The organism is Pseudarthrobacter sp. As-47 (assembly GCF_058215595.1).
The window spans coordinates 1,984,415-2,011,046 of the sequence record NZ_CM177088.1; the positions used below are offsets into that span (position 1 = coordinate 1,984,415).

Genomic DNA, 26,632 nt, shown 5'->3' on the forward strand with positions numbered 1-26,632 from the left:
GGCCTGGCTCCAACGGCCAGGTGCAAAGGGATGAGCACTCAGTCGAGCGGCCGATCGTTATATGCCCCCCATCCCCTCGTGTGACCTGTAGTGCACGCGGGAGATTGCAGCGAACGGGTCGTATGTAAAGGGCTGACGGCGCTCTCTGAAGTCAGCCCGTTGCCCCTTCACGGTCCGGTGGCACCCCAACCGCACTCGGCATCCCGCAGGGGGTACTCCTACGGGATGCGTATCATGGGGCAGTCCTCGTTCCCTGCGAAAAGGTAGTTTCCCTTTGCTCAGCCAGCATGATGCCTCAAACCCGGATCCGGGTCCGTCCGCGCCGGTTCGATATCCCGGCCAGGGGAAGCTTGTTTCCGCTTCAGCCCGGCGGTTCGGTTACCGCCGGGCACCGCGCTGGGTCAGGATCGGCGGCGCCGTCGCTGCGGCGGTATTGGTCGCTGTCCTGGTTTTCGGCGGGTACTGGGCGTCGCGGCTCCAATCCAACATCACCGCGTCCTCGCTCGGAGCCGGCGGGCACAGGTCCGAAGGACCGGTTAATGACCGTACGGACCGCCTGCAGATCCTCGTCCTCGGCACAGATACCAGGGATGGAGACAACAGCGGATTCGGCACCGCGGACCAGTCCTCCGGTTACGGGCAATCTGATGTCATGATGCTGCTGGACATCTCCGCAGACAATAAAAACGTCAACGTCGTCAGCTTTCCCCGTGACCTGCTGGTAGACGTTCCTGCCTGTACCGACGCCGAAACCGGCCAAAAGTATGAGGCGCGCCCGGGGGCAATGATCAACAGCGCCATGGCGCAGGCCGGCATCGGCTGCGCCATTGACACCGTGAACAACCTCACCGACCTGGAGATCGACCACTTCATGATGGCGGACTTCAACGCCGTCAGGGAACTCTCCAACGCCGTGGGCGGGGTCGAGGTGTGCGTCAGCGATGCTGTCTCCGACCCCGGCTCCGGGCTGCGCCTGCCCGAAGGGACGTCGACGGTCAAAGGAAAGCAGGCGCTTGCATTCCTGCGGACCCGCCACGCCTTTGCCGACGGCGGGGACCTGGGAAGAATTAAGGCCCAGCAAGCGTTCCTCGGCTCCCTGACCCGCAAACTCAAGACCGAAGGGACCCTGGGCAAGCCTCAGAGGATGCTCGGCATCGCCGACGCCGTAACAAAAAACCTGACCGTCGATGAAGAACTCGCCTCGGTCCCGGCGCTGCTGACCATCGTCGGCAGGCTCAAAACCATCGACCCGGGAAGGGTCAACTTCATCACCGCCCCGACCGTCCCTGCCGCTGATCCAAACCGGCTGGATTTCGACGAGCCCGCAGCCACGAACCTTTTTGCCGCCCTGCGCAAAAGCGCCGACCTGACCGAGCCCGCCCCGGACAAGGATCCCACCGCGGATGAGTCCACTGACACGCAACCGGAACCTGCCTACGACAAGGCTCTGCAACCCGTAACCGTAGCAAACGGCACCGCGGTCCCCGGCCGGGCAGAAGATGTTCAGAACATCCTCACCGGCGACGGATACACCAACATCAGCGGCTTCCAAGCCCAGGTGACGGAGCAGACCATGGTCTATCACGGCACCGGTTTCAACGACGTGGCGGCCGACATCGCCGCCATGTTCGGGCTTCCGGCAACACGGGTGCAGCCCGCCGGGGTCCCGGGCGTCCAAGTCCATGCCGGCACCGACTTCGCCTTCGGGACAAAGCCGGCCGTAGAGCCACCGTCACTGACAGACCACGTCAGCCAAACAGCTGAACAACAAACCTGTCAGGAGACTAACCCCTTTGGTTAACCAACCGGCCGGGAAGGTACTTCCCCACACGGTGCAGCAATCAGCCAACATTCAGTGCTGCATGGCTGCCGGGCCCCACGCCTAGGACGGGCCGGTGCTGGCGGTGGGCGAGATGAACACCCGAGCCAACCAACAATTCCTCGATCCGGGGCGCCGAGCCCCGTAGGCGGACGCCCACGACAATCGACCTCGAACCTGGTGGTTGTGCTGGACCAATCCAGGACAGCTTCGGGCGGCCGATGAATGCAATCCCGCACGAGCTTCGTGAGGCCGGTGTTCGAGGAGGATGCTAACGCGCTCCGGATTCCGAAAGGTGAGGGGTTTCCCGATCAAAAGGGGATGGAGGCCATTTCCAGGGAGGGGCCGCCGTCAGGGGGTAGAGAATGTGCGTAGGTCAGAATTCGACGACTTCAAATTCGAGGAGGTCCGCGCCCGTTGCCACCGGTGAGCTGCCGCCGCCGTCGTGTTCGCCGGCCTTGCCGTTCCGCCAGTTCTGGGTAGTCCTCTTCGGTTGACCACGTGCTGACAACACATAGCGGTCATAGCCCTTGACGGGGCGGTGCAGCTGGAAGCCTTCGAATCCGGGCTGTCCGTCCACGGCGTGCGCCCGGCCGGAGAATCGATGCTCGAGCTCGGGGCCCTTGCCTTCGGGGACGTGAATGGCGTTAATCTGCACACCAGACATGGTCTTCCTTGGATGTGGGTTGGATCAGCGCCGGGGGCGCTTCTTCTGCCGAATCAGCAGACTCTTACTAGAGGTCCGACAGGCCGGTTCCTGCGTCATCAAGGCACGGGGAACGCTTGCCGGCGGGGACCCCGGTGGAGCGGAGGCAGGTGCATTGCGGTCCTTTCACGGCCGGAAGTGATGCCCAGACAAAACGCTGCATCTTGTTATAGAGCCCGAAGTCCAGGACTGCTCCGTCCAGCCTGGGCGCGAGATCGGTGCTGACGCTGATATTCACCCCCGGGCCCAGAGGGGCGGGACCACTGTGCTCCGGCGCTGCAGGCCGCAATTCGCACCGTAGCGGCTTACGCGGCAGCGTCCTTGAGAAGTACAGGCCCTGCTTCCGGCATCCGCCGGGACCCAAGTAGCAGTGCAGCGTGCCGCCGAACACCCCGATCATTTCCAGGGCCGCATCGGTGAGAAAGAACCGTCCATGGCCGGGCACCTCAGCAACAGTGAGTCCCGATGGCACGCTCCCGGTACCTTCCGGCTGCCCAGGCACGTCGACTGGCGCAGCCACACCGGCAGCTTTTTTACCCCTAACAGCCATAGCCAAAGATGCGGAGGTCCAAAAGGGTGATCATCACAAGCCTTCCATCAGGTTCCGAAAGCGGTGATTCAACGATACCCTTATTGCGTGCATATACGTGCACGTATGCACTTGGAGGGCGTCGGGATGTTGTCGGTTCTGCGTGATGTGACGTACAGGCGGTTGTTTGCCGCGCAGGTGATCGCGCTGCTGGGCACGGGTTTGCTAACGGTCGCGCTGGGGTTGCTGGCCTTTGACCTGGCAGGCAAGGATGCCGGGGCGGTGATGGGCACGGCGTTGACGGTCAAGATGCTCGCCTATGTAGGGTTGGCGCCGGTGATCAACGCGCTGGTGGCACGTTTGCCGAAGAAACCGGTGCTGATCGGTGCGGACCTGATCCGGGCGGGCATGGCGTTGTGCCTGCCGTTCATCACCGAGGCGTGGCAGATCTATGTGGTGATCTTCCTGCTGCAGTCCGCCTCGGCAACCTTTACTCCGGCGTTCCAGTCCCTGATCCCTGCCGTGCTGAAGCAGGAGAGGGATTACACGCGGGCGCTGTCGCTGTCCCGGCTGGCCTATGACCTGGAAGCCCTGGCGTCCCCGGCCATCGCCGCTCTGCTGCTGGGGGTGCTCAGCTACAACAAGCTGTTCCTGGGCACGGTCGGCGGTTTCCTGTTCTCCGCGTTCATGGTCATCATCACCACGCTGCCAGCCACCGGGACACAGGCTGGAGAGCCGTCGTCGTTGTGGCACCGCACCACGCTCGGCGCCCGGATCTTCTGGCGGACCCCTCGGCTGCGGTCCCTGCTGGCCCTGAACCTGGTCGTCTCCGCCCCGACCGCGCTCGTGCTGGTCAACAGCGTCGTAGTGGTCCGCGACGTCCTGCACCGCCCGGCCACCGACCTGGCCCTGGCCCTGGCATGCTTCGGCATCGGCTCCATGCTGGTGGCCCTGGGCGCTTCCCGGCTGCTGGAACGCCTCGGGGACCGGGCGGTAATGCTCACCGGCGCCGCCCTCATCCCGGCGGCCCTGGCCGGAGCAACGGCCCTGCTGTTCCTGCCCGCCGGCGCTGCGACCTGGTGGTGGCTGCTGGGGTTGTGGTTCCTGCTCGGCGCCGGGAATTCGACCATCCTGACGCCGTCGTCGCGGCTGCTGCGGGAGGCTTCGACCGAGGAGACCCGGCCTTATGTATTCACGGCCCAGTTCTCTCTCTCACACGCCTGCTACATCATCAGCTACCCGCTGGCCGGGATCGCCGGGGCGGCAGTCGGGCTGGGTCCGGCCGCGCTGGCCTTGACACTTCTTGCGATGATAGGGGCTGCAGGAGCATTCCTGTCCTGGCCCCGGCGCACCGCCGGAGCCGGACCCGCTGAGAGTTTGGAGCAGGGTGATGAGCAGTCAGCCGGACCACGGCCTCAGACCCGCGCCTGAGAAGCCGTCGCTCGTCCATCGCGTCGCCCCGGGCCCGCAGCTGCTCGAAGCAGCCGCCGGAACCCTGCGGCTGCTCGCCGAACCCACCCGCCTGCACCTCTTGTGGTAGCTCGCCGACGGGCCCAAGACCGTCACCGAACTCACCGCCGCGTCCACGGCCCCACGGACCGTGGTCAGCCAGCACCTGGCCAAACTGCGGCTCAGCGGCCTGGTCGATACCCGCAAGGACGGCCGGCATGTCATCTACTCGCTGCACGACGGGCACCTCATCAGGCTGATCCGCGAAACCTTCAACCACGCCGACCACCGGCTTACCGGCGAACCAACCCACGACTAATCCAGATGTTCCGGACGCCGCATGATTTGTTTGTAGTGCCCGGGTCTGAATACTGTCCGCCTCCTTTCGGCCTCATCGTTGCCTTTATGCGCCAATGGCTGTGCTCATCCTGGCAGGTAACTGCCCTTCTAGTCCGGGAGCCGGCTTTGCCGGTGGACCTTTAGTGCCCGTTCTTTCGCCCTGTAAGAGGTGAGGGCTGCGCGGGGACGTCCGGCCGCTTTGAACAGGTCAGCGGCCCATTCAAACTCGGCGGCGGCAGCGAGGTATAGGCACTCATCAAAAAGTCGGCGCCCGATCTGATGGCGGACTTGGGCTTCCCTGAACTTCGTGCGTGCGGCGCGCAGTGCCCGTTCCTGCATCTGGGCGGCGTCCCGCCAGCGATACAGCCGTTGGTAGGCGTAAGCGAGAACGAGCAGGGCCCGGAACGGGTCCGTGGAGTCGGCCAGCAGTTGCTGGGCTTCGCTGACTGCTTCATCACCCCGTCCCAGAAGGGACAGAACCCAGACACGTTCCAGGTCCGTGCAGTCTTCCAGGCGGGCTTCCATTGCCTCCCGGTCCACGACCACGTCCCGCAGCGTGGCTGGATCCACGAACCAGACCTTCTCCTGCTGCTCCATCAGTCAGCTGCCTACCTTGCCATGATCAGCCCGCACGTAACGCACGTGAAGGCGATCAGCCCGGCAGTGTTCATCGGGCAGTAGGCGGGGTACGGAAGATATTGCCGCCGTCAGTGGAGACGACGAGCCCTTCAGTGGTGGCGGCCCAGATCGCTGGTTTGCCTTCAGTTTTTTTCACCGCGGTGATTGCCTGGACCTGTCCTTTGATCGAGCCCGTGCGGGTCCAGGTGCTTCCGGCGTCTGTTGAATAGTGGACGGCACCGTCGGGTTCGACGCCGAAGATTTCGGTGCCGCTGGCGAACGCAACGAACTGAACGATGGGGGCCTCTGTGTTCAGTGCCCAGGTTTTTCCGCCGTCGGTGGAGCGCTGGAGCCCGTCGCGGGTGGTGGCGAGAACAGTGTCGGTTTCGGGATTGCCAGCGAGAACGGCCGGTACAAAATCGGCGGTGGCCGGGGACCAGGTTTTCCCGTCGGGGCTGGTCTGAAGTGTCCCGTCGTAAGCAATGATCCCGGACTTGGCGGTGGCAAGGGCGTGGAAGTCCGATTCGCCTTGGCGGGACAGCTGCTCCCACGTTTTTCCGCCGTCCACGGAGCGGATCAGGCCCATGGGGTTGGGCATGTCCGAGCCGGGGCCAGGGTGCCCGGAAGCATAGAAGACACCTTGATCAGCGGCAGCGGTGAATCCCATCAGGTCGTTGGTCTCACCGATCTGGGTGGCGGAGGACTTGGGCTTGGTGACGTCGAAGAGGCCTTCATGGGTGGCCAGCAGGACCTGATCCGTTTGGCTGTTCACGCTCAGGCCGTGGACATGGGAGCTGGGAAGGCCGGCGCCCGCGGTGGACGGTGCGGTCGCAACCGGTGAGCCGGAGGAACAGGCGGACAGGGTCATTACAAGGACGGCGGCCGCGGAGAATCCAACGGCGAAACGTCCTCGGGTCATAAAACACAGGGGCACGGGGAACTCCAAAGTGGTCCGGGAAATGAGGGGGGAAGGCGCCGGCCCCACGGGGGCAGGGCCGGCGCCGTGCTGATGTGCTGGCTACAGGGCGGCCAGCAGGTCTTTCATTTCCTGGATTTCAGCTTCCTGTGAGCTGACGATGTCCTTGCTGAGCTGGACCGCGTCAGCGTTCTTGCCGTCAGTTGTTTCGGTCTTGGCCATCATGACGGCGCCCTCGTGGTGGGCGATCATCTGGGTCAGGAACAGCTTCGCGGCCTCGGTGCCCTGGGCGGCCTCAAGCTTTGCCATGTCGTCCTCGCCCATCATGCCCTCCATGCTGTGTGCCGAGGGCATGTCAGCGGGCATCTGCGTGGGCTGTCCCCAGCTTTGAAGCCAGCCGGTCATCTTCTCGATCTCCGGCCCCTGGGCTGCCTTGATCTTGGTGGCCAGGTCCCTCACGGCGGCGGGGATGCCTTCCTTCTTGAGCATGATGTCGCTCATGGCCACAGCCTGGGTGTGGTGCGGGATCATCATCTGCGCGAACATGGTGTCCGCATCGTTGAAGTCCACCGAAGCTGCGGCCGTGGTCGCCGGGGCTGACGTCGATGGCATCGCCGAGCTGCCGTGATTCATGCCGGGCATGCTGGTTGCCGGACTTCCGGCATCAGAGCCGGCGGAACATCCGGCGAGGGCGATTACTGCTGCGATAGCGGCAGCGGAAATGGCCAGGGTCTTTTTCATGAAAATCAGGGTCCTCAAAAGTATCAGCGGCGCATGGGCGCGCCTTTGGACTGCACGTGGAGGCGGCCCGGAAGGGCCTGTCTTGATGCATGCCGAAGTGGCTGGAGAGTATGCGCTGCGGGCAGGACACGGCGCCGTCAGTGCCGGTTTACGTCCGGCTGATACAGAGGTCACCGGGAGAGGGGCTGTCCGGTGAGTAGGAATAGTTGATGTTGGCTGCGGCCCCCACCCCGAACTCCGGCAAGGCGTAGGGCGCCGTTCCGGGGGCAGGGGCGGTCAGTGTGGTGTTTCCCGGGGCCAGCACGCAGACACTGACCCCGGCAGACATTTCAGGGCAGGAACCTGCAGGGGCGCAGGACGACGGCGACTCAGGTGCTGCCTGGGTAACGGCCGTCCCGTCCGGGGACGCCCCCGTTGCATGAACTTGCCCGGCCGGGTTTCCCTGCACGCCCATGGACGATCCGGCGGCTGCTGCCGGCATCGTGTGCGCGGCGCTCATGTGGTGCGCCCCAGTCATGATGTGCATGCCGAAAATACCGGCAATGATGGCCAGGGCCACCGTCAGGAAGCCTGCACGCAGGAGGAACGCGGGGAAAGGTCCACGCGATAATGCGGTCACAACAGTTCCTCCCTTCCGTGCAGGTTGTACAGGGTCTAAGCCTACCGGCAGGAGCTTTACTTGCCGGTCACAGCCTCTTGTCCAACGTATCTGGGAGGCTGCCAGCGGCACGGACACGACGTTGTAGCCGGTGGCCCAGATCAGGTTCTGCCACATCTTCCAGTAGCTGGCCCGGGAGAGATCCACCATCGACAGCACAGCCCGGGGATCGTTGCCGGCCAGCACTACTCCAGCGGATTCCATGGCGACGTCTGTGCCGGCGCCGATCGCGATGTCGGCCTCGGCCCGGGCAAGTGCCGGTGAGCCGTTCACTCCGTCACCGACCATGGCTACCTTCAGACCGCGGGCCTGGTGGTGGCCGTCGTGGCCGCCGCCGTGAGGCTGGGTGTGGTCTTCCATGGTTCCTCCTTGAGAGGAGACTCCGCCTCATCCCGGAAGGTTCGCTGCGCGGGAGGCTGGAGAAGTTAGTTGCCGATGAGTGTGTAGCCGGCGCAGGTGACAGCCTCAGGCACAGCGGAACTGTCGGCTTGCTGCCGACAATCAGTCGGGAACGGCCGCCCCGGAACGAGGTCAAAAGAGGCCGATTCCACACCCTCAAGGGCGGGGACACGGCCTTCCGGACGGTCTGCACGCAATGTTCGCAGGTCAGACCCTCCACTGCGAATTCGGCGTTACTGGCGCCGGCAGCCGTGGCTTATCCGGAAGAGGCTTGGGTTGGGCAGCAGCTGCAACAAGTAGCGGCTGAGACGGGGGGCGGTTCAGCGGTTTCAGTTCCACGCATGTCAGTTTCCATTCCTTGAAAATGAAAATGAAAATGAAGATGAAGGCGATGGGCGCTGGGGTTGAACGGCTGTGAAAGGCGGCGCGGTGGGACATACCACTTTACGGACAACACCTCGAATAAACCCCCTGGGGGTATATCGGCAAGTGCAAAGTAAGAACATGCCGCCCGGTCCGTTATGCAAATGTGACAAGTGGGGCTGCTGTGACGTAGGGTCTAAAGCCGTGCCGGTTTCTCCGAAGGCGGCATTCCCTCGCAGACTTGCCTAACTCTGCCGCTGCCCGGGATCCGTTCGCAAATTCGTCCGGCAGAGACGGGGAACCCATATTGGCCTGCTTCCGGCAGACCTTGGGGTGAAGCCGTGCCTGGTGCATTCGTGCATCACCACGGCCGGGTGTCTCCCATCCGAATCCGACAGCTAACCTCGCAGGCAGTGGGAGAGGCCCTTTCATGCCCATTCGCAAAGTTCACGGCCGCCGTCGCGCGGTCCCCGTCCACACGAACGCCTTCGCAGTCCTGACAAAGTCCGTCGCTGACAACGTCGGCGGTGTGGGCCGCCAGGCCGCCGTCATTGCAGCCGCTTCCGGCCTCGTGCTGACCAGCGGTATTGCCGCCCAGGCAGCAGACGCCCCAACCCAGCGTGAAGCGGAGCCGGCATCGGCAACAAACCTGGAAGTCGCCAGCCAGGTACAAACCCCGCTCAGCGCGGACGCTACAGTCCAGATCACCTTCGAGCGTCCTGTCGTGAAGACAACCGCAGCGCCTGTGGTGGAAGCACCCAAGCCCGTTGAGGCCCCCAAGGCCGCCGTTGCCGCGGCGCCTGTTGTTGCGAAGGCAGCTGCTGCTGCCCCGGCCAAGGCCCAGATCACCGTTACCCCTGCTGCTGCCGCTCCTGTTGCAGCACCGGCAGCCGGCGGGATCAACGCCACCATGGTCTCCTCCGCCTACGCCCAGATCGGCATGATCCAGGACTGCACACGACTGGTCGAGAACGCGCTCAATGCTGCAGGGATCCCCGTGGGCGACCTCGGCCCGATGCAGTTCATGAACTACGGCACCGTTGTCTCCGATCCGCAGCCCGGTGACATGGTCATGCAGCCCGGCCACGTAGGCATCTACGTCGGCAACGGCCAGGTCCTCAGCTCCGGCCTCAACGGAAAGAACGAAACAGCCGTCCACCCCCTGACCTGGATGACCTCCAAGGGTGCCGTCACCTTCGTCCGCCCAGGCAAATAAAAAACCGCTGAAGGCCGGTGATTCAATGCCTTGGGGGCAATGAATCACCGGCCTTCGGCGTATCCCGGCCGGGTCAAATCCGCAGCCCGGATGTTGGACCCATCCCCCAGAGCATGGAGGATTCACTAAGTGCTGTAACGTCGGATGCGCTGAGCGCCAGCTGTAGCAGCCCGGCCATCGCGCCGAGCCTTGCTTTTCCTCAGCGGCCGCTTTTTAAAAGGGATACATGAACGCCAACACTCCAAGCCAGAACTCTGCCGCTGTTCCTCAGCCTGGTGGTGACCCTGTTCGTCCACATGGTATGCCCCTCGGAGCGCGTCGACTCGTGCTCATCGGAGGCTTGTGCATTCCGATCGGCCTGGTAGCGGGGCCCTTCCTCTTCGGCATCCAGATCATCGCCGTGGCCGGCATTGTGGCAGTGAGTGTCGCTCTATCTCACGGGAACGGCAAGGCATGGTTCACGCGGTGGCCACGCCTGACAACTGCCGCCGGCGTGGCCTGGATTGCGGCCACGATTGCTTACTGGCTGACCATCATGGTCGCTGCGGACGCCGTGGTTCCGGTTTCGAAAGCATCTTCGGTGTTTTTTTCCGTCGGCATCGCCGCCTTCGCCATGATGGCGGCGGCTGTCCTGGCCAGTACCGTGGCCCGGGTCAAATCGGGCAGGCTTCAAGCCGCAAGCGCCTGACCACACCGCCTGCCGACGTCCAAGAAAAAGGCGTCAGATGCGTGGCGAACGAGCCGCATCGCCAACAGCAGCACCAATTTGCCGGTTAGCGGGATCCGCCACCAGGGCCATCGAATGACATTCAGTTACGCCGGACCACCCCTTATCGAGCGAGGAAGAATGAACCTGATGCCAACCGTCTGGACCAGCGAAGGATATGTTTCGCTGACCACGACACCTCCGCCGAGCCCTGAAACGAACGGACTGAGGCCAGGCCTTACCCAGAACATGGTGACGCCGGGATTGCTGGGGTTTGTCATGACCGCGTTTATGGTCATCGCCGTCGTGACCCTCATGGTCTCGATGACGCGCCGGATCCGCCGCCTCCGCTACAGCGAGCAGCTCCGTGAAGACACCACCACGCAGCCCGGCCAGGGGACGCACCGCCTGCGCATCGCTGATTCTTGAGTACAAGATTGCTTGAATACAGCGATAGCTGTACTTTGGATTCGTGCAAACGCTCATGCAGGCGCCGGTGCTGGCCCGCTTCGGTTACGCGGTCTCCGACCCGACACGCGCCCGGATCCTGTTGACCCTCTCCGATGCTCCGGCCTACCCCTCGGATCTTGCGGACTCCCTGGGTGTGTCCCGGCAGAGCATGTCCAACCACCTGACGTGTCTGCGCGGCTGCGGCCTGGTTGTAGCCGTCCCTGACGGCAGGCGAACCCGGTACGAACTTGCGGATGCCCGTCTGGGCCACGCCATCAAGGACCTGCTCGGTATTGTCCTGGCAGTGGATCCGTCGTGCTGCGCCGCGGACGGGGAGTGCTTCGCGTGACAGCCGTGCTGCAGATTCCGAACCAGCAGCGGCGGGCTGTCCTGTCGCGGAGGATCCGGTTGTTCGCGGCAGCGACCATCACCTACAACGTCATCGAGGCCGTGGTCGCGCTCTGGGCCGGTGGAGTCTCCGATTCCTCAGCTCTGATCGGGTTCGGGCTGGATTCGGTGATCGAGGTGACCTCCGCCCTGGCCCTGTCCTGGCAGTTCTCGGCCAAGGACCCCGAACGGCGTGAGCACCTGACCCTGCGGATCATCGCCATCTCCTTCTTCGCCCTCGCCGCGTTCGTGGCCGTGGACGCGGTCCGGTCCCTGACCGGCGGAGGCGAGGCCCGGCACTCGACGCCCGGCATCATCATCGCAGCCCTGAGCCTTGCGATCATGCCTGTCCTGTCCTGGGCGCAGCGCCGCGCGGGCCGGGAACTCGGGTCCCGCACCGCCGTCGCCGACTCGAAACAGACGCTGTTGTGCACCTACCTTTCAGCGGTTCTGCTGGTGGGCCTGGTCCTGAACAGCACCCTGGGCTGGTGGTGGGCCGACGCCGGCCACATGTTCACAGACTCTGCCGGCCTGCTGATCGCCCTGATCGCCGCGTCGTGGTCACAAATCATGGACGACATCCTCGCGCGGGGTGCGGATCTGGCAGTCCGCGCGGTAGCGGCCGTTCTCGTCGCGTCAGTGATTGCCGGGATCGGAATGCTCTTGCGGCCCTTCGTGCAGCGGCGCTTGCAGAAGCAAGAACGGCCCTCGCGGACCAGGGTGTTCACCGCCCTGTACAGCCTGTCCGTGGCCGTGTTCGTCGTGCTGGTACCCATCACTTTGGTGTTTCCATCAGTGCGGGTGGTGGACGTGCTCGCGAGTCTCGGTGTGGTCTCCGTCGCCGTGGGATTCGCCTTCAAAGACGTTCTGGAGAACCTGCTCGCGGGGTTCCTGCTGCTGCTGCGGGACCCGTTCAAGTCGGGGGACCAGATCAAAGTGGCCGGCTACGAGGGGACGGTGGAGGGCATCACCGTGCGCGAAACCCTGCTGCGTACCACTGACGGCGAACGCGTGCTCATTCCCAACGCGCACGTCTACACGGGCGCGTTGGTCGTGCAGACGCACTACCCGACCGTACGACTCACCTTCCGCCTTCTCGTCGATCCGCACGCCAACCCCGACCTGATTCGCACCACCGTCACACAGGCACTAACGCCGCTCAACGCCGAAGGTGCACCTCCCCCCGATGTCGTCCTGAGGGGCGCTAGGGAGGGAGCTCTCGAAATCGAGGGCCCGCCTGTGGTCCAGATCCGACCGCGCATCGCGAACCGCTGCCCTGGACCGCGCCCTCCCGGCGGCACTGCAAGCATTTCGAGACGCGGACATCGACCTGGACCAGCCGCGGACCGTCTTCGTTCACGAGACCCACGAGGACAACCCCGGCAGCGGCGATCGCGGCGACCCCATGTAAGGGCCGGGGAAGGCCTCTAGCAGCCGGAGAGGTTGATAACCCGTGAACATTGCCCTGCGGTGGGCCGGGCACTGCAACTACAGGCCGGGCTTGGAGGATGTTGGCTCAGCTGTGCTGGTCTCATCGCTGGTACCCGCATAGTCCGTCGCTGTGCAGGAACAGTGCCCTGTCCGTTGTCTTCCGGCTGAAGCCAGTGCAAGCCGCTGTGCATGGCAAGCACGTCAATGGGCCCTGAGAGCCATGGGCCGCGGTTGCCGCGGCTTCTATGCTGAACTTTTGCGCCTCCACCCCGGGGGTCTCATCGACGAAGTCATCAGCTAAGCGGCCGCGTTTGCCCAGGTTGCCGGCAGCACGCTGCGCCTGGCGGTCAGGGATGGACTGTCGAGCGGCTTACCGCGGACCTGAAAAAAGATATGCCGCCGGACCGTGATCGATGCCGTTGGCGGAGCGATCATGGCCCAGAACCGGTGCAGCCATAACGAGCGTTTAAACTGCCGGCCAAAGCCTCCGGGCACCAGAACCAAAAGCTCCACGTGGCGGACCTCATAGCCGGGCTTGGTGTCACCCCGACAATTCCCTGCGCCTCGCAGGACTAAGACACTGAATCGGCTCCGCGTATGCCGGACGAGTCAACCGATCACAAAGCGCGACACCCCATACGTCCCCGAAGGTTACCTGTCCTGAAGCCCAGGGGCACGGCGACAGCCAATGCCTCTCGGGGATACGCTTACTATGAGCGAGTGCGTGCGCCCCATCTTACTGTTGCCGCGCATGCCGGATTCGGCTGCTGACCGTTGATAGAGGCCTCGTTGTTGCCGGATCATACTGATTCTTATTCCGTCGTTTTCTTCCGGGGAAGGATGACACACGGGGAGCTTAAGTTGCGTGTGAGTCCAACATCTGCGGCTGGTCCGACGGTCTGTTCCGAATCCACGGATAGCCATCAGCGGTAGTCAGGAACACCGTATCGCAACGTCTTCCCTTCATAGATTTTCTCGCTCAACGTCTTCACCGCAGCGGTGGTGTGTTGCTCGCGGCACGATTTAGGAGTCGACGTTCACGCCAAGCCTCTTGACTAAACGTAGACTCCTGCAGCAATGGCCAAACAAGGCACACCTCCGTGCAAACATTCTCGAGGTTAAGGCCTCCGCCTCACGGGGCGCGGGAGGGGAACCCCGTGCCACTATCGGTGGGGTGTTGACTCCTTGCTGGCCTCACGGCCGGGTGGTGCGGCGGTGATTGCGTCCGATATCGTGCCCGAGAGATCAGGGCTGAGTCGTGGAGGATCCCAGGGTGACGGTGATTTGTTGTTGTTTGCCGCCGCGTGTCAGGGTGGCGTCAAGGGTGGCACCGGCGGGTTGTTCATGCACGGCGGCTGTCAGTTCGGAGGCGTCCTGAATGGCGCGGTTCCCGAGGGCTGTGATTACGTCGCCTTTCTGAATGCCGGCTTTGTCCGCTGCGGATCCTGCTGCTACGTCTGCGACGGCCGCGCCGATGGAGAAGTGGGATTTTTTGCCTGCCGCTTTCGGGGTGATTGTCACGCCTAGTTGGCCGTGGGTGGCGCTACCGTGCGTGGCGATTTCCTGTGCGATCCTTGTGGCATTGTTGATCGGGATGGCGAATCCGACGCCGATGTTTCCGGCGGAGGTGCCCGAGGATGAGTTTCCGCCGGCTGATGCGATGGCGACGTTCACCCCGATGATCTCGCCTTGGGTGTTCACCAGTGCACCTCCTGAATTGCCGGGGTTGATTGCTGCGTCGGTTTGGATCACGTTGAGGCTGACGTTGCCGTTGGTTGTCGGTGCGGAGCTTTGTGAGCTGTCCGGTGGGGCAAAGCTGAAACTGCCGCCGCTGTCGGGTTGCCCGGAATCGTTTGCGGGGTTGTTGGGGATGGCCGAGGATGCAACGCTGATGGTCCGGTTAAGAGTGGAGATGATGCCATCTGTCACTGTTCCGGTAAGCCCCAATGGTGCGCCGATGGCTATGGCGGTGTCACCGACGTTGACTTTGGAGGAGTCTCCCAGCGCTGCAGGGGCCAGGTTTGGGGCGTCGACCTTGATGACCGCGAGGTCAGAGAGCGGGTCCGCGCCCAGGACGGTGCCCGGGTAGACGTTGCCGTCGCTGGTGCGCACTTCGAGGGCCGGGTTGGGTGCCTTCCCGTCGAGGGTGACCACGTGCGTGTTGGTCAAGATGTGTCCCTGGGTATCCAGGATGATGCCCGATCCTGTCCCGCCGGTTGTACCTGAGGTGACGGCGATAGTGACTACGCTCGGTGTCGCTTTTTGGGCTGCGGCGGAGACTACATTCACGGAATCAGTGTTATTCACAACGGTCTGCGTCGTCCGGGCCGTCCCTGCTGCTGCCGGGGCGCTTTGGGCCTCGAGCAGCGAGTCGGTGCCGGTTGCTGCCACGCCACCGGCCAGGGCAGCCAGGACCAGCCCTGTGACGATTAGGCGGGTACTTGGACGCCGCTGGGTCCTGCTTTCGGGGGAGTGAGCTGCGGGGGCAGGAGGGAGGTAGCTTTTGGGTGCAGCGGCCGGCTGTGGCGGGCGGTGGGTGTAATCCGTTGTGTCGTCCCTAGAGACGGAACCTTTCCCTGGATACGTCCAGGGGTCATGGGCAGCAGGCGGCCCCGCGGGGAAAGGCCCGCCAGCATCCGCGGCGGGGTAGGAGGCCGGGGGTTGTGAGTCCGGGCGCTGCGGACCAGGCGAACTAAGGGGGTGTGTCATCGGGTTGCCTTTCTATACGTGTTGACTGGTTCGGTTCCCCCTTTGCCTTCAGTGCGGGAACTCCCACTGGGAGTTGTACGGTGCTTCGCTGGGAGGGTGCTGTGAATCGGTGGCAGTCGCGGTCCCGCTGTCCCCCTGGGCCTTTCAGTTTTCGGGCTGTTTGGTGCTGGGGCCCGAGGTGGCGGGCCTGTTCATCAGGTGTTCAAGGAGCGCCGCTTCGGGTTTGCCGGGGTGGTTGGAAATACAGTCAAGCAGCCGGTTCCGTGCGGGCAGGTGCTCCGGGCTGGTGTCGGCGAGTATCTCGTCTATCAGTTCCTGGGCCTGCTTCCGCAGCGATTCCGGGCCGTTGTCCTCCGTGGTGGGGGAGGGGCCTGGCCTGGTTTCGCCGTTTTGTCCCGCCCCCACCGTGTTCATGGAACGCATGTCCTTCTGGTAAGCCAGCCTTGGGCTACTTGGCCGCGCTGGAACCGGTATCGGGTGCGTTTGAGGCGTCAGGCGCTTCTGAGGCGTCGGCGGCCTCGTTCTGGTCGCCGTTCTGTCCATCATGGTCGGCGGTTTCGTTGTGGTCGCTGTTCTGTCCCTCAGCCTGGTCGGCGGCTTCCGTGGCCAGGACCGTGGCGTTGCCGGCATCGATCTTGACTTCACTTACGGCGCCCGCGCCGTCCTTGACTGTGACCTCATAGACCAGGAAGCCGTTCTCGTCTCCAAGGTCAGAGGAGAGGGCACTGGATCCGGGTATGGAGGCCACTGCTGCGGCTTCGGCTGCCTTGGCGTCGATGGTTGCCAAACCGGCCAGCTGTGCGGATTCCTGGGTGTCGGATTGTTCGCTCCCCGTTTCGGGGACGGTGATGGAACCATTGAGTTTTGGTTCCTGCTGTTCACCGCTCTCCGTCTCCGGCGCGGGCTGGCTGACGGGCGCGGTGGGCGTTGTGCTGGCATTGGCTGCGGAGAGTCCGGCGATGGTTCCGCCACCGACAAGCGCGAGACCGGCGAGAGCACCGATGAGGGTCTTGCGGTTCTTGAATGTGCTGTTCATGGTGTTGGCCTTTCGGTCGATTCCTGCACGCCGGCCTGGTCCTGGATGGATCCGATGTGTTCCGGCGCCTGTACCCACTCTCGCCCCAGTGCCCTAAGAGAACGCTGAGGAAACCTGAACGATCACTTAGCAACCCGGTAAGCCTCGAAAAGGGGCGGCTGAAGTCCTCGCCGGGTACCAGGCAGGACTGCCAGGCTCGTGCGGGGGCGTGGGAAATGAAACCCATACTCCGTCCCTTCTTGGGGGCCTCCAGCAGCGGGATTGCCTGGAATCGGGCGGGGACGTGCTCAGCCTCGGCTTCGGCAGGCACCGCGCTGCGCGGGAGCGGGTGCAGGCCGGCAGTCCCGACCGCGATGACATACCGCGTTTATTCGTGGTTCTTGTGGCGTTTGCGGAGCTGCCAGATAGCTGCTGCTGTGATGACCAGGGTGCCGAGGGCAAGGGCGAGGGTGGAGCCGATGCTTTGTGCGGCACTGAGGTAGGCGTGGCCGGCGAAGTAGCCGACCAGGACCGCACCGGTGCCCCAGATTGCGCCGCCGGCGATGTTGTAGGCCAGGAAACGACGGTAGGGCATGCGGGACAGGCCGGTCAGGGCGGGCATCACGGCCCGGAAGAACGCGGTGAACCTTCCGAGGAAGACAGCGGCCCCGCCCCGGCGCGCCAGAAGATCGCGGGCCTGGTCAATTTTGGTTTGCCGCTTGACCAATATGGGAAGTTTCAGGATTCGGGCACCGTAATGCCGTCCGACCTGGTACCCCACGGAATCACCAGTGATGGCCGCGAGCACAACGAGGGTGATGACCAGCCAGAGCTGCAGGTGCTGCTGGCTGGCCAGGACGCCACCGAGGATCGCGGCTGTTTCACCGGGCAGGATGAATCCGATGAACAGGGCGTCTTCGGCGAAGACGATGACTGAGATGATCAGGTACGCGGGAATTGGCCCGGCATTCTGGATCGCGTCTGTAAGCCAGGTCACCGCAGGGCCCGTTGCCCTTCGGTGCGTTGATTCAGTCCCTTTCGGGTGGGCCGGCCGGGCTGCCGGGGGAGGGCATGGATCCTTGCAGGCCAATCGGCGGCGACTCCGTTCACGATTCGTTCCTGGTGTTGTCCCGGGCCGTTTCCACAGCCACGGGCGGGCTTAGAGGACGAACGCGAAAACGAGGCCGAGGATGGCGAGGGCTTCGGTCAGTGCCAGGCCCAGGAACGCGATGGGCTGCAGCACCCGTTGGGCTTCCGGTTGGCGGGCTACACCGTTGATGTAGGCGGCGAATACCAGGCCTACGCCGATACCGCCGCCGATCGCGGACAGGCCGTAACCGACCAGATTCAGACTGCCTCTCATTCGGGTTCCCTTCGTTGTGAGCGGTATGTGATGCGGTGTTCCCTGGCTGGAGGGCAGCGTGCCCGGTCAGGGCCAGCGCCCGGAGCAGTGGGCGGTTCCTGCCTTGTGTATGGTCCCGGCTTGCGAGCCTTCCGGGGAAGGATGGGGTGGGTGCGCGCGGCGGCAAAAGATCTGTCTGGTTTGGTCCGGGGTCGGGTCAGTCCGCTTTCTCGCCGGCGCCTTGGGCCTTGGTGGCGGTGGCTTGGGCCGGGGCGTATCCGGGTACGGCGGCTTCGATGCTGATCCGTACCTCGTTGGTGGAGCTGCGGTAGAGGCTGTACTGGTTTTCCGGATAGTGGCCGGTGCCGGTGCCGTTGTCGAAATAGATGGTAGTGCTTTGGCCCGGGGCGAGGGTGGTTCCGTCCAGTTTTTGGTAGTAGGACTCGGTGGCGCCCGTGGCGGTGTCCTTCATGGTGTAAAAGACCTCCAGCCCGGTCAGGGGTGTGTCCGTGGTGTTGGTGAGCGTGAACTGCAACCGGTCACCGATGGCTGCTTTGGTTGACGGGTCGATATTGTCTTCTGCCATCGCCCCGGTGATGCTCAGCCCGGTCTTTGTGCCGGTGCCAGCGATGGGGTTAGAGGTGACCGGCAGGACCGTCGGAGCTGACGCAGCTGCCGAGGCGCCGGCACCAGGGCCGGTTAAAGCGCTGGTTGAGCTTTGCCAGATCAGGACTCCGATCAGCAGCGCCGCGAGGAACGCGCCCAGGGGGATGAGGACTTTTTTCATGATCAGGTGAGCTTTCTGAGTAGATTTGTCCGGGTCGCTGCGAGGAAGGACGCCGCGAGGGCTGCGGCGAACCCGGTCAGGAGCCAGAGGGTGTTGTTGAAGGTCCCGGCCCAGATGACGCTGAAGGGTTGCTGGTTGTACTGGTTTTTGATGCCCAGCCAGGCGAACAGCGGGCGTTCGTATTGTTTGGTCACAGAGGTTTGTTCGATGAGGTCCCGGGCTGTTTCGTAGCCGGCGAAGCCGGCCATCACGGAGTGTTCATGGGACTTGTCGATCTGGAGGCTGGCGAACAGGCCGCCGGGGACCTGGTTGTCCGGGTCCATGGTGTCTCCGATTTGGGGAATGACCAGCACCACCACGAGCCAAAGGACCAGGGCCAGGACCAGGCCTGTTCCCGGCGCTCGGGTGAAGGCGGCCAGGGCAAACGCGGCCAGCGACCACATGGTGAGGTAGATGGCGGTGTGGGCCGCGGCCACTGCCAGCTTCGCGAAGTCTTCTCCCTGCAGCGGCGCGTTGGCTACCAGGAGCAGGGTTGCTGTGATCACGGCGAACAAGGCTGCGGTCACGGCCGCCCAGAGGACTACGCTGGCCAGGATTTTCCCACCGGCGAAGCTGACCCGCCCCAGCGGACGGGTAAAGAGTAATTGAAGGGTGCCTCTGTTTTTTTCTTTTGCTATGAGCCCGTAGCCGAGGATGACGGCAAACAGGCTGCCGACGATTTCCAGATACTCCATGGCGGCGCGCAGCATTTGAAGGGCGGAGAGTTCCGGTGGTGGCCCGCTGACGGTCCCTCCGCTGCGTGTCAGTGCTGCAACGTAGTTGTTGTATTCGCCGATTTTGATGCGAAAGTCTGCTGCTGCCACCAGTACTGAGAGAGCGACGACGGCGGCGAGGAAGAGGACCAGCGTTGTCAGGGCACGGCTGCGGGTAAGGTCTTTGAGTTCCTTCCCGCAGATCCTCAGGAGCCTAGGCATGGATTGGGCTCCTCAGCCGGTGCCGGCTTGTGGCCAGCAGCACCACGCAGCCCCCTGTGAGGACTGCCAGAATCGTCAGGAGCGGTGCAGTTATCGTGCCGGTAGCGGCAGGGTCCTGGAGGAGGAGGAGGGCGGCGTGTTTGAATTGCTCGCCCAGCGACAGGGGTCCTGTGACGGTGCTGCTCAGGGCAAAGAAACCTTCCGGGGCAACAACGGGCGCCGGCACAGGGTTCAGGAGTGAGACCGGCAACGCGGCGGTTCCGGCCAGCGGCAGGATGAAGACTATGATGCTCCAGGCGACGATGGGCATCAGGAGTGCCGGGGTGGCTCCTGCGGCCCGGATGCCGCTGATCATGCCGAAGGTGACGAATGCCATCAGGAACAGCCAGGCGAGCCCGTACAGGCCCAGGAGTCTGAGGCTTTCACCGGGCGTTGGCACGGTTCCGGTCACTGCTCCAATGCCGGCAAAGCTGAGAAACGCCGTAAGAACCAAAAGTCCGGCCAGCATCAACGCTATCCCGGAAAGTTTCGCACCGAGGTAGCTCACCGGGCGGACATCGCGGGACAGGACGAGGTCGATGGTCTGGGCCCGGCGGTCACGGATCGTGGATTGGACGCCGGTGACGATGGCGAGCAGGGCACCGATCAGGATGATGTAGATGACATTGTTCCGCGCGTAGTAGAGAGGGGAGACACCGTCGAATGGGTTCGCCGCGGTCGTCAGTGCCTGGGCGGCTGCCTCCCGGTAGACGCCGCTGACGGTTTCTTTGGCTGAGGAACCAATGAAGGCCGCAGCCCCGGTCATGGCAACGAAGACGGAGAGGACCAGCTGAGGGAGCCGTTCCCGGCACGTTGCGGCTACTTCATGACGGACGGTGCTCCTCCAGACACTCACGGCACGGCACCGGCTTCGATGCGCAGGTAGATCTCTTCCAGAGATTCCTGATCGGGGAACGACTGCAGGGTCGCCGCGACCGAGTTCTGGTAGATCAGGCTGCCGGAGCTAAGTATCCCGATGCTCGTGCAGGTCCGGGTCACTTCCGCCAGAAGATGGGTGCTCATGAAAATCGTCATCCCGAACTCGCGGTTCAGACCGATGATGACCTCGCGCAGGTGTGCCACTCCCTGCGGATCCAGCCCGGATGTTGGCTCGTCCAGGAACAGGACAGCGGGCGCGTGCAGGATCGCCTGGGCGATCCCGGCCCGCTGGCGCATCCCCTTGGAAAACGTCTCCATCCGCTGCCGGCCGAAACCGGTGAAGTGCACCGCTTCCAGCGCCGCTTCAACCGCGGCCCGGGGCCGGTCCACTCCGGAGAGCCCGGCGAAGAACAGCAGGTTCTCCTCCAGCGTCAGATTGCCGTAGAACTGCACGTTTTCGGGCAGGTATCCGATGGAGCGGCGGACCCCCGCCGCGCCGCGTCCAAGGTCGTGACCTCCGATCCGTGCCGTGCCGGAGGAAGGGGGGAGCAAGGTCGTCAGGATGTTCACCGTCGTGGTCTTGCCCGCCCCGTTGTGTCCCAGGAGACCGAAAATCTCCCCCTCCGGGACCCGGAGGGTCAGGGCATCCAGCGTCACAGCGTTCCCGTACCTTTTGGTCAGCCTGTCCGTTTCAATTGCCATGTCCGTCATGGTGATGACGGTACGGGCGGGAGGCTTAGAGCACCCTGAGAATGACTGTGAACAATTTCAGGCGCTCCCGGAATCAAATCGGCCCAGGGTATGCGGTGCAGCCTCTGCGTGTTCGCGTTCGTCCTCGACCAGCCGCTCCTCACGGTGGAGGTCCTGCCCGGCCGCCTGCGGGCCGGCCGGCCCTGCGTGATGACCGGGGGGAGGGCCGTAGACAGGGGTGCCCGGTGGGCTCAGCAGCCCGGCGGGGGCGGTTACCGACACCGGCGCGTGGGACGCGGGGTGCTGCGGGTGTTCAGCCCCGGCGGCCGCTCCGGCGCCAAGCACCGAAACGATCGTCAGGGTCAGTGCGGCCGTGAGGCTTTTGCCGATGCTGTTCATGCACCCACCCTGCCCTGCCACTGCTGAGAAAGCCCTGTGGACCCCTCGCCCGGGACCAGTGGAAAGGCGAAAAGCGACAGGTGCTGGCCTGTCAGTGGACGAGGCCCAGCCGGTACGCGAGCCAGTCCAGCGCCGGGCCCAGAGCCTGCTGCGGGACACCCCAGGAATGGCCAAGCCCCGGCACGGGCACCGCGATGACGTCCATGCCGGCTTGTTTCGCGGCCCCGGACACCTGGGCCATGTAGGCGGAGAACGTTCCGTCCTGGGCCCCGGCCGCGAAGTAGACGGCACTGTTGGGGTACCGGGTATGCGCCATCACCTCCAGCGGAGTCAGGGCAGTGAAGGCCCCAGTATTACCTGCGAAGGCCCGGCGGACGGTCTCGGCGCGGTCTGCGCTCAGGGCCGGTTCAGCTTCGCCACTGAGGTCGATTGCAGAGGGGTAGATGTCCGGGTGGAGGGCAGCCATCTGGATGGCGCAGGTCCCGCCAAAGGAAAACCCGCCAAAAGCCCAGCGCCGGGGATTTAGGTCAACGCTCAGCGTGGACCGGACCCAGGCCGGCACGTCAACGGCGAGGTAGGTGTCGGCGTTGGCGATGGCCGAATTCATGCACATGGTATTCCCGGTACCGGAGCCGTTGGCGTCCGGAACGATCACGACGGGGGCCAGGCCCTGGTGGGCGGCGGCGAAGGCGTCCATGGTTTCCTTTAAACGGCCGGAACTGACCCAGTCTGAGGGGGACCCCGGCTGCCCGGCGACCAAAACAAGGACCGGCAGCAACGGCCGGTCCTGCGCCTGGTACGCCGGCGGCAGGTACACATATCCCGTGCCGGGACTGAACCCCGAAACCGGTCCCGGGATCTGAACAGAACTGATGGTCCCGCCCGTTGGCAGGTCAGCGGGCTTCACCCAGCGGGCGGACACGGGTCCCAAAACCGGTGAAGTACCGGCATCCGGGGCGCCGGTGCCGGGGGCAAGGGCTGTGATCCCGGCTGTGCTGGCCCCGGTCAGGTCATCAACGGTGCGGTATGTCCCGAAATAGGCGTTGGTCCCAAGAGTTGCGCTCAGCAATACCATGGCCATGGCCGCCGGGGCGAGGACTTTCCTCGGCCACCGGGAGCGGTGCAGATTCAGAAGCATCAGCAGGACGGCCAAAACCGCCACCGCGAGCCACAGAATCACGGGTCCGGGCAGATCATGGGCTGTGGTGCCCGAGACATTCGTCAGGAACCAGTTAATTCCCCAGGCCAGCAGCCCGGCGGCCGCGGCGGCGGCTGCCACCGCCGCCCACCAGCCCCGGCCCCTGCGAAGAAAAAGGAAAAGCCCGCCGGCGCCGGCGAGGACTCCTGCAGTGACAGGGACAACGCCGGTGAGCAAATCCAGACCGGTCAGGGCATCCATCTGGCGGCAGCTCCCTCCCGTGGTTGGTGATGAAACATAGGGCTGATAAGCGGCGTGTCATGTCATGGACGAACGCGCGGTCCGGGCAGTGCGTGCCGCGGCACGCCCTTGACAGTGCCGGGAAAACCGCGGCCCGCGGAAAGAAGACGTGGGGCTCCCGCGGGTCACGGTGCCCCGGCAGCTGCTTCGGGCAGTGCTTCAGGCCGGGGCTTCACCGTGTGGCTGTCATAGGCGCTCCCTTCATCCAACAGCAGGATCGGTGTCCTGGATACAATGGCTGCCAATTTTCATAATCCGCTTCGATCGCGGACGCAGCCCCATCCGGCTTGAGCCCGTCCGCTCCTGCCTTCCGGGGCCGGTGCCGTACCTCCACTGTGAGGGGGAGAACCTGAGAAGGGGCTGAGGGGCGATGAGGCACGGCTGAGAGGACCCGCACGGGGAGTTGTCTCAGGCCAGGGGGGTGACCCATCCTTGAATGATGGACCAGGACACCTCTTTACCGCACGGCCGCGCCGGCGGCGACCTCCGGCCCGGGCGCCTCAGGAGCAGGAAGCGGTGGGGTATCCGCAAGCGCGCCACGGCCACGGCAGTCGCGGTGGTCGCGGGGGCTTTGCTGGTTGGAGGGATTATCCTGCTGGTGCTGCTGCAGACCTCGCTGGTCGCAACGACGGAGGCAGCGGCACGACAGAAAGCCCAGGACGTGATCACGCTGATTGCGGACCAGGATGTTGCCGAGGCGGCTCAATACATCGAGTCCACGGCGCATACGGGCCAAATCGTGCAAATTCTGGGCCCGGCAGGTGCCGTGATCGCCGGATCAGTCCCGTCTGCTGCCAGGACCCCGCTCACTGACCTGCGTCCCGGTGCGGGGCAGACGTTGACCCAGGACGTATCCAGCCTGCAAAGCATTGGTGATGACGATGAATTCCTGATCATTGCCAGCGGCGTGGCGGCAGGGACCGGGGTGTACACCGTCGTCGTCGCTGTCACTGTGCAGGTCCAGGCCGACACTGTGACCACAGTGGGATGGTTCATGCTCGGTGCCACGCCCCTGCTGCTGGCCATCGTCGGGGTCTCCGTGTGGGTACTGGTGGGCCGGTCGCTGCGCCAGGTCGAACGGATCCGCGGGCAGGTCGCAGACATCAACGCCCAGCGGCTGGACGGGCGGGTGGACGTGCCACCCACCGCCGATGAAATCCATGCCCTGGCGTTGACCATGAACACGATGCTCGAGAGGCTCCAGGCCTCGGACCGGGAACAGCGCCGCTTTGTCTCGGACGCCAGCCATGAACTGCGCAGCCCGCTCGCCACCCTCAGCGCCGGGGTGGAGATCGCCGCCGCTGACCCCTCGGGGGAGACCTGGAACGGCGTGAAAGAGGTCCTGGCCGGGGAAACCGCCCGGATGCGGTACCTGGTGGAGGATTTGCTGACCCTGGCCAAAACCAACGACGGCGGCCTCAGGCTGGAGGCCCGCGATGTGGACCTGGACGATGTCCTGGACGGAGAAATACGGCGGCTCCGCTCCACCAGCCGGCATCAGATCACCGCCGAGCTCACTCCGGCCCGGGTCACCGGCGACGCCCGGCGCCTGGGACAGGTGATACGCAACGTCCTGGACAACGCGGACCGGCACGCCCAGGCCTGGATCAGCATCACACTGCGCAACGACGCCCAGGGTGCCACCGTCACCATCGATAACGATGGCCCTCCCGTCCCGGAGCCGGAGCGGAAAAGGATCTTCGAACGCTTCGTCAGGCTCGACGAGAGCCGCTCCAGGGAAAGCGGTGGCAGCGGCCTGGGCCTGGCCATCGCCGCCGGGATCATGGCAGCCCACCACGGGACAATCCGGGCCACCGAAACCCCCAATGGTGACTGCCGGTTCGAGCTCGTGCTCCCTCAGACCCCCGGCCAGGGAACGGACACGAGGGGCGCCGAGGGGGCCAGGACCATTGAACCGCAGTCTCTGGGCTGAAAACCGGAGCCCCCCAAGGCCGCTGGAACTGCCCCGCCGGGGTAGGGTCCGCGGACAGCCGTGCGCTGACGTTTTGTCGTTTCTGGTCCTAGATGCCCGGCCGGTCCGGGGAGTCCGTGCCCGGGGCCCGGTCTGCGATGAGCATGTAGCCCATTCCGCGGACTGTGGTGAGGGTCTGCACGCCGAAAGGACCATCAATTTTCCGTCGCAGGTACCCGATGTAAACCTCTACCACGTTGTCCCCGCCCTCGAAGGCAGGATCCCAGACGTTGTCGAGAATTTCGGCTTTGGAGACGACCTGGTCGTGCCGGCGCATGAGGTATTGCAGCAGCCCATATTCGCGGGCCGTTAACGCAATCGTTTCCCCGCCGCGGCGGACGCTGCGGCTCACCGGGTCCATGCTCAGTGTGCCAAGGGAGAGCACGACAGGACGTTCGGGCGCTCCGCGGCGCATCAGCGCCCGGATCCTGGCCAGGAGCACCAGGAAGCTGAAAGGCTTGGTCAGGTAGTCATCGGCGCCGAGGTCAAAAGCGTCCGTCTGGTCATATTCGCCGTCCTTGGCCGTGAGCATCAACACCGGGGTCCAAATTTTCCGTTCCCGGATTTCCTTCAGCACGTCGTAGCCGTTTTTAAGCGGAAGCATGAGGTCCAGAAGGATCACATCGTACGGGTTCTCCGTCGCAGCCCACAGGCCGCTCACGCCGTCGTGAGTGACATCGACGACGAAACCGTCATTGGTCAGGCCCCGCCGGACCGTCTCGGCGAGCATCTTCTCATCCTCAACCAGCAGGATTCTCATGGTGGACCTTTCCTTGTCGCTACAGCCAGTATCAACCCGCGCATCTGAGGACACCCTGAGAAACGCATCGTAGGGCGGTGTTCTCAGCTTCCTCTCAGAGCCTGAAGGCCATGCTCTCTAAAGATCACCACCGTGCCGATCAGTGAGGACCATGCCCATGAGCACTGCCGTTCCGTCCCAGTCAGCAATGTTGCCAGGAGTGCGTTCCTGGTGGTGGATTCCGGCGGCGATGCTCATGTACGGGGCGGCCCTCGCCTGGGGGCTGGCAGCGAAATCACTGGGCCCTTTTGCACCGGAACTGAGCCTGGATATCACCCTGAGTCACGGCCGCAACGGTGCCCTTACCGGGCTGAGCCAACTGATTAATTACGGCATCGGCCCTGCAGGGGCGATGGCGCTGCTGCTGGGAATCTGCGCATGGCTCCTGTGGGGCAGGGGCCGTCCCCTGCAGGCGCTTGCCTTCGGATCTGTCGTCGCCGTCGGCTGGGTCAGTTCCACCATCGGCAAAATCCTGGTCAGCCGCTCCCGGCCCCCGGCAGACGCCGTCTCCGCCCTCGTCACCGAAACCGGCCTCGACAGCTTCCCTTCAGGACACACAGCCTTCGCCACGGCCCTGGTGCTGGCAGCGGTCATCGTCCTTGCCCCCACCCGGTCCCACCGGCTCTCCTTGATCGTCGCCGGGGCCGTGTCCGTAGCGCTCGTCGCTTTCTCCCGGCTGTACCTGGGCGTGCACTACCTCAGCGACGTCGCCGGGTCGGTGGTCATCAGCTCAGCGGCCATCCTTGCCTGGCTGCCGGTATGGAACAATCTGATAGCGCCACGCCTCGCCGGGACCGCCCTGATCCGCCGCTTCGAGCGGGAGCAGACGCCGGCACGATAAGACTCAAACGTCCACGCCCGG

At 64.3% G+C, this 26,632-nt stretch carries 28 protein-coding genes, 2 pseudogenes and 1 riboswitch; of the genes and pseudogenes, 12 read left to right on the forward strand and 18 right to left on the reverse strand.

The features are described 5' to 3' along the window. The first annotated feature begins 274 nt into the window (after positions 1-274). On the forward strand, positions 275-1,801 hold the full coding sequence (locus AC4BCK_RS09195; protein ID WP_306971432.1) for an LCP family protein: 1,527 nt from the start codon (positions 275-277) through the stop codon (positions 1,799-1,801). Between the two features lie 394 nt (positions 1,802-2,195). Here the strand turns inward: AC4BCK_RS09195 and AC4BCK_RS09200 are convergent, their stop codons facing one another. Together AC4BCK_RS09200 and AC4BCK_RS09205 are read right to left on the reverse strand one after the other, a co-directional pair. After that, positions 2,196-2,486: an antibiotic biosynthesis monooxygenase family protein gene (locus tag AC4BCK_RS09200; RefSeq protein ID WP_306971433.1), complete on the reverse strand. Its 291-nt coding sequence runs from the start codon at positions 2,484-2,486 to the stop codon at positions 2,196-2,198. 67 nt (positions 2,487-2,553) lie between these two features. Next, positions 2,554-2,997, reverse strand: a complete 444-nt coding sequence (locus AC4BCK_RS09205) for a peptidase (protein WP_306971434.1) — start codon at positions 2,995-2,997, stop codon at positions 2,554-2,556. Positions 2,998-3,201: 204 nt separating this feature from the next. Between AC4BCK_RS09205 and AC4BCK_RS09210 the strand changes: the two genes are divergently transcribed. From AC4BCK_RS09210 to AC4BCK_RS09220, 3 genes are read left to right on the forward strand one after another with little or no spacing between them, the layout of a single operon-like run. Further along, positions 3,202-4,485 (forward strand): MFS transporter, encoded by a 1,284-nt coding sequence (locus tag AC4BCK_RS09210; protein WP_306971435.1) that lies wholly within the window; start codon positions 3,202-3,204, stop codon positions 4,483-4,485. Beyond that, complete coding sequence (locus tag AC4BCK_RS09215) at positions 4,445-4,594, forward strand: hypothetical protein (protein ID WP_306971436.1); 150 nt, start codon at positions 4,445-4,447, stop codon at positions 4,592-4,594. Before AC4BCK_RS09210 ends, AC4BCK_RS09215 begins: the two co-directional genes overlap by 41 nt. A gap of 60 nt (positions 4,595-4,654) precedes the next feature. Further along, entirely contained in the window at positions 4,655-4,822 is a 168-nt protein-coding gene (locus AC4BCK_RS09220; RefSeq protein WP_490566843.1) for a hypothetical protein, read from the forward strand. A 128-nt stretch (positions 4,823-4,950) separates the two neighbouring features. Here AC4BCK_RS09220 and AC4BCK_RS09225 read toward each other — a convergent pair whose 3' ends face one another. The 4 genes and pseudogenes from AC4BCK_RS09225 to AC4BCK_RS09240 form a co-directional block, all read right to left on the reverse strand. Beyond that, positions 4,951-5,439, reverse strand: coding sequence for a hypothetical protein (locus tag AC4BCK_RS09225; RefSeq protein ID WP_306971437.1), 489 nt, complete (start codon positions 5,437-5,439; stop codon positions 4,951-4,953). 70 nt (positions 5,440-5,509) lie between these two features. After that, positions 5,510-6,379 carry a F510_1955 family glycosylhydrolase gene (locus AC4BCK_RS09230; protein ID WP_490566844.1) on the reverse strand — a complete coding sequence of 290 codons (870 nt, stop codon included), beginning with the start codon at positions 6,377-6,379 and terminating at the stop codon, positions 5,510-5,512. 99 nt (positions 6,380-6,478) lie between these two features. Beyond that, positions 6,479-7,117, reverse strand: coding sequence for a DUF305 domain-containing protein (locus AC4BCK_RS09235; protein ID WP_306971439.1), 639 nt, complete (start codon positions 7,115-7,117; stop codon positions 6,479-6,481). Between the two features lie 715 nt (positions 7,118-7,832). Next, a pseudogene (locus AC4BCK_RS09240) lies at positions 7,833-8,087 on the reverse strand (heavy metal translocating P-type ATPase); the annotation flags it as partial. 683 nt (positions 8,088-8,770) lie between these two features. Continuing rightward, positions 8,771-8,964, forward strand: a riboswitch (cyclic di-AMP (ydaO/yuaA leader). 3 nt (positions 8,965-8,967) lie between these two features. On the opposite strand from AC4BCK_RS09240, the gene AC4BCK_RS09245 reads away from it, so the two are divergent. The 6 genes and pseudogenes from AC4BCK_RS09245 (at position 8,968) to AC4BCK_RS09270 (ending at position 12,727) form a co-directional block, all read left to right on the forward strand. Beyond that, positions 8,968-9,753, forward strand: coding sequence for an NlpC/P60 family protein (locus AC4BCK_RS09245; RefSeq protein WP_306971440.1), 786 nt, complete (start codon positions 8,968-8,970; stop codon positions 9,751-9,753). 340 nt (positions 9,754-10,093) lie between these two features. Continuing rightward, entirely contained in the window at positions 10,094-10,441 is a 348-nt protein-coding gene (locus tag AC4BCK_RS09250) for a hypothetical protein (protein ID WP_306971441.1), read from the forward strand. A gap of 168 nt (positions 10,442-10,609) precedes the next feature. Next, positions 10,610-10,888 (forward strand): hypothetical protein, encoded by a 279-nt coding sequence (locus AC4BCK_RS09255; RefSeq protein WP_306971442.1) that lies wholly within the window; start codon positions 10,610-10,612, stop codon positions 10,886-10,888. 43 nt (positions 10,889-10,931) lie between these two features. After that, positions 10,932-11,258 carry an ArsR/SmtB family transcription factor gene (locus AC4BCK_RS09260; protein ID WP_306971443.1) on the forward strand — a complete coding sequence of 109 codons (327 nt, stop codon included), beginning with the start codon at positions 10,932-10,934 and terminating at the stop codon, positions 11,256-11,258. Continuing rightward, a pseudogene (locus AC4BCK_RS09265) lies at positions 11,255-11,848 on the forward strand (cation efflux transmembrane domain-containing protein); the annotation flags it as partial. The gene AC4BCK_RS09260 and the pseudogene AC4BCK_RS09265, both read left to right, overlap by 4 nt. Positions 11,849-11,953: 105 nt before the next feature. Further along, entirely contained in the window at positions 11,954-12,727 is a 774-nt protein-coding gene (locus AC4BCK_RS09270) for a mechanosensitive ion channel family protein (RefSeq protein WP_306971445.1), read from the forward strand. Positions 12,728-13,972: 1,245 nt separating this feature from the next. Here AC4BCK_RS09270 and AC4BCK_RS09275 read toward each other — a convergent pair. The 11 genes from AC4BCK_RS09275 to AC4BCK_RS09325 form a co-directional block, all read right to left on the reverse strand. Further along, positions 13,973-15,118, reverse strand: coding sequence for a S1C family serine protease (locus AC4BCK_RS09275; protein ID WP_306971605.1), 1,146 nt, complete (start codon positions 15,116-15,118; stop codon positions 13,973-13,975). A 462-nt stretch (positions 15,119-15,580) separates the two neighbouring features. Further along, a complete protein-coding gene (locus AC4BCK_RS09280) occupies positions 15,581-15,859 on the reverse strand; it encodes a hypothetical protein (RefSeq protein ID WP_306971604.1) in 279 nt (92 codons plus the stop codon). A 25-nt stretch (positions 15,860-15,884) separates the two neighbouring features. After that, entirely contained in the window at positions 15,885-16,472 is a 588-nt protein-coding gene (locus tag AC4BCK_RS09285) for a PepSY domain-containing protein (RefSeq protein ID WP_306971602.1), read from the reverse strand. 367 nt (positions 16,473-16,839) lie between these two features. After that, on the reverse strand, positions 16,840-17,448 hold the full coding sequence (locus AC4BCK_RS09290; protein ID WP_306971600.1) for a DedA family protein: 609 nt from the start codon (positions 17,446-17,448) through the stop codon (positions 16,840-16,842). Positions 17,449-17,610: 162 nt separating this feature from the next. Beyond that, positions 17,611-17,814 (reverse strand): ATP synthase F0 subunit C, encoded by a 204-nt coding sequence (gene atpE / locus AC4BCK_RS09295; protein WP_306971598.1) that lies wholly within the window; start codon positions 17,812-17,814, stop codon positions 17,611-17,613. A gap of 196 nt (positions 17,815-18,010) precedes the next feature. After that, positions 18,011-18,580, reverse strand: coding sequence for a hypothetical protein (locus AC4BCK_RS09300; RefSeq protein WP_306971596.1), 570 nt, complete (start codon positions 18,578-18,580; stop codon positions 18,011-18,013). 2 nt (positions 18,581-18,582) lie between these two features. Beyond that, complete coding sequence (locus AC4BCK_RS09305; protein ID WP_306971595.1) at positions 18,583-19,554, reverse strand: ABC transporter permease; 972 nt, start codon at positions 19,552-19,554, stop codon at positions 18,583-18,585. Continuing rightward, positions 19,547-20,449, reverse strand: a complete 903-nt coding sequence (locus tag AC4BCK_RS09310) for an ABC transporter permease subunit (RefSeq protein WP_306971592.1) — start codon at positions 20,447-20,449, stop codon at positions 19,547-19,549. The genes AC4BCK_RS09305 and AC4BCK_RS09310 overlap by 8 nt, the downstream gene beginning before the upstream one ends. Further along, positions 20,446-21,174 carry an ABC transporter ATP-binding protein gene (locus tag AC4BCK_RS09315; protein ID WP_306971590.1) on the reverse strand — a complete coding sequence of 243 codons (729 nt, stop codon included), beginning with the start codon at positions 21,172-21,174 and terminating at the stop codon, positions 20,446-20,448. The genes AC4BCK_RS09310 and AC4BCK_RS09315 overlap by 4 nt, the downstream gene beginning before the upstream one ends. A 66-nt stretch (positions 21,175-21,240) precedes the next feature. Next, the gene (locus AC4BCK_RS09320; protein WP_330189293.1) at positions 21,241-21,561 is read right to left on the reverse strand and encodes a hypothetical protein; all 321 of its coding nucleotides are present in this window, start codon (positions 21,559-21,561) and stop codon (positions 21,241-21,243) included. 91 nt (positions 21,562-21,652) lie between these two features. Next, positions 21,653-22,960, reverse strand: a complete 1,308-nt coding sequence (locus AC4BCK_RS09325) for an alpha/beta hydrolase (protein ID WP_306971589.1) — start codon at positions 22,958-22,960, stop codon at positions 21,653-21,655. A 478-nt stretch (positions 22,961-23,438) separates the two neighbouring features. On the opposite strand from AC4BCK_RS09325, the gene AC4BCK_RS09330 reads away from it, so the two are divergent. Beyond that, positions 23,439-24,932: a sensor histidine kinase gene (locus AC4BCK_RS09330; RefSeq protein ID WP_330189294.1), complete on the forward strand. Its 1,494-nt coding sequence runs from the start codon at positions 23,439-23,441 to the stop codon at positions 24,930-24,932. A gap of 88 nt (positions 24,933-25,020) precedes the next feature. Here the strand turns inward: AC4BCK_RS09330 and AC4BCK_RS09335 are convergent, their stop codons facing one another. After that, on the reverse strand, positions 25,021-25,731 hold the full coding sequence (locus AC4BCK_RS09335; RefSeq protein ID WP_306971584.1) for a response regulator transcription factor: 711 nt from the start codon (positions 25,729-25,731) through the stop codon (positions 25,021-25,023). Positions 25,732-25,888: 157 nt separating this feature from the next. On the opposite strand from AC4BCK_RS09335, the gene AC4BCK_RS09340 reads away from it, so the two are divergent. Then, positions 25,889-26,611, forward strand: coding sequence for a phosphatase PAP2 family protein (locus AC4BCK_RS09340; RefSeq protein ID WP_306971582.1), 723 nt, complete (start codon positions 25,889-25,891; stop codon positions 26,609-26,611). The last annotated feature ends 21 nt before the right edge of the window (positions 26,612-26,632 follow it).

What these genes read in the sequence shown, in the direction of transcription:
- AC4BCK_RS09340 (WP_306971582.1), top strand. Translation starts at nt 25,889, where the DNA reads ATGAGCACTGCCGTTCCGTCCCAGTCAGCAATGTTGCCAGGAGTGCGT.
- AC4BCK_RS09270 (WP_306971445.1), top strand. Translation starts at nt 11,954, where the DNA reads ATGCTCTTGCGGCCCTTCGTGCAGCGGCGCTTGCAGAAGCAAGAACGG.
- atpE (WP_306971598.1), bottom strand. Translation starts at nt 17,814, where the DNA reads ATGAGAGGCAGTCTGAATCTGGTCGGTTACGGCCTGTCCGCGATCGGC.
- AC4BCK_RS09215 (WP_306971436.1), top strand. Translation starts at nt 4,445, where the DNA reads ATGAGCAGTCAGCCGGACCACGGCCTCAGACCCGCGCCTGAGAAGCCG.
- AC4BCK_RS09325 (WP_306971589.1), bottom strand. Translation starts at nt 22,960, where the DNA reads ATGGATGCCCTGACCGGTCTGGATTTGCTCACCGGCGTTGTCCCTGTC.
- AC4BCK_RS09255 (WP_306971442.1), top strand. Translation starts at nt 10,610, where the DNA reads ATGCCAACCGTCTGGACCAGCGAAGGATATGTTTCGCTGACCACGACA.
- AC4BCK_RS09335 (WP_306971584.1), bottom strand. Translation starts at nt 25,731, where the DNA reads ATGAGAATCCTGCTGGTTGAGGATGAGAAGATGCTCGCCGAGACGGTC.
- AC4BCK_RS09305 (WP_306971595.1), bottom strand. Translation starts at nt 19,554, where the DNA reads ATGCCTAGGCTCCTGAGGATCTGCGGGAAGGAACTCAAAGACCTTACC.
- AC4BCK_RS09330 (WP_330189294.1), top strand. Translation starts at nt 23,439, where the DNA reads ATGGACCAGGACACCTCTTTACCGCACGGCCGCGCCGGCGGCGACCTC.
- AC4BCK_RS09235 (WP_306971439.1), bottom strand. Translation starts at nt 7,117, where the DNA reads ATGAAAAAGACCCTGGCCATTTCCGCTGCCGCTATCGCAGCAGTAATC.
- AC4BCK_RS09245 (WP_306971440.1), top strand. Translation starts at nt 8,968, where the DNA reads ATGCCCATTCGCAAAGTTCACGGCCGCCGTCGCGCGGTCCCCGTCCAC.
- AC4BCK_RS09230 (WP_490566844.1), bottom strand. Translation starts at nt 6,379, where the DNA reads ATGACCCGAGGACGTTTCGCCGTTGGATTCTCCGCGGCCGCCGTCCTT.
- AC4BCK_RS09315 (WP_306971590.1), bottom strand. Translation starts at nt 21,174, where the DNA reads ATGGCAATTGAAACGGACAGGCTGACCAAAAGGTACGGGAACGCTGTG.
- AC4BCK_RS09320 (WP_330189293.1), bottom strand. Translation starts at nt 21,561, where the DNA reads ATGAACAGCATCGGCAAAAGCCTCACGGCCGCACTGACCCTGACGATC.
- AC4BCK_RS09285 (WP_306971602.1), bottom strand. Translation starts at nt 16,472, where the DNA reads ATGAACAGCACATTCAAGAACCGCAAGACCCTCATCGGTGCTCTCGCC.
- AC4BCK_RS09200 (WP_306971433.1), bottom strand. Translation starts at nt 2,486, where the DNA reads ATGTCTGGTGTGCAGATTAACGCCATTCACGTCCCCGAAGGCAAGGGC.
- AC4BCK_RS09225 (WP_306971437.1), bottom strand. Translation starts at nt 5,439, where the DNA reads ATGGAGCAGCAGGAGAAGGTCTGGTTCGTGGATCCAGCCACGCTGCGG.
- AC4BCK_RS09300 (WP_306971596.1), bottom strand. Translation starts at nt 18,580, where the DNA reads ATGAAAAAAGTCCTCATCCCCCTGGGCGCGTTCCTCGCGGCGCTGCTG.
- AC4BCK_RS09210 (WP_306971435.1), top strand. Translation starts at nt 3,202, where the DNA reads ATGTTGTCGGTTCTGCGTGATGTGACGTACAGGCGGTTGTTTGCCGCG.
- AC4BCK_RS09280 (WP_306971604.1), bottom strand. Translation starts at nt 15,859, where the DNA reads ATGCGTTCCATGAACACGGTGGGGGCGGGACAAAACGGCGAAACCAGG.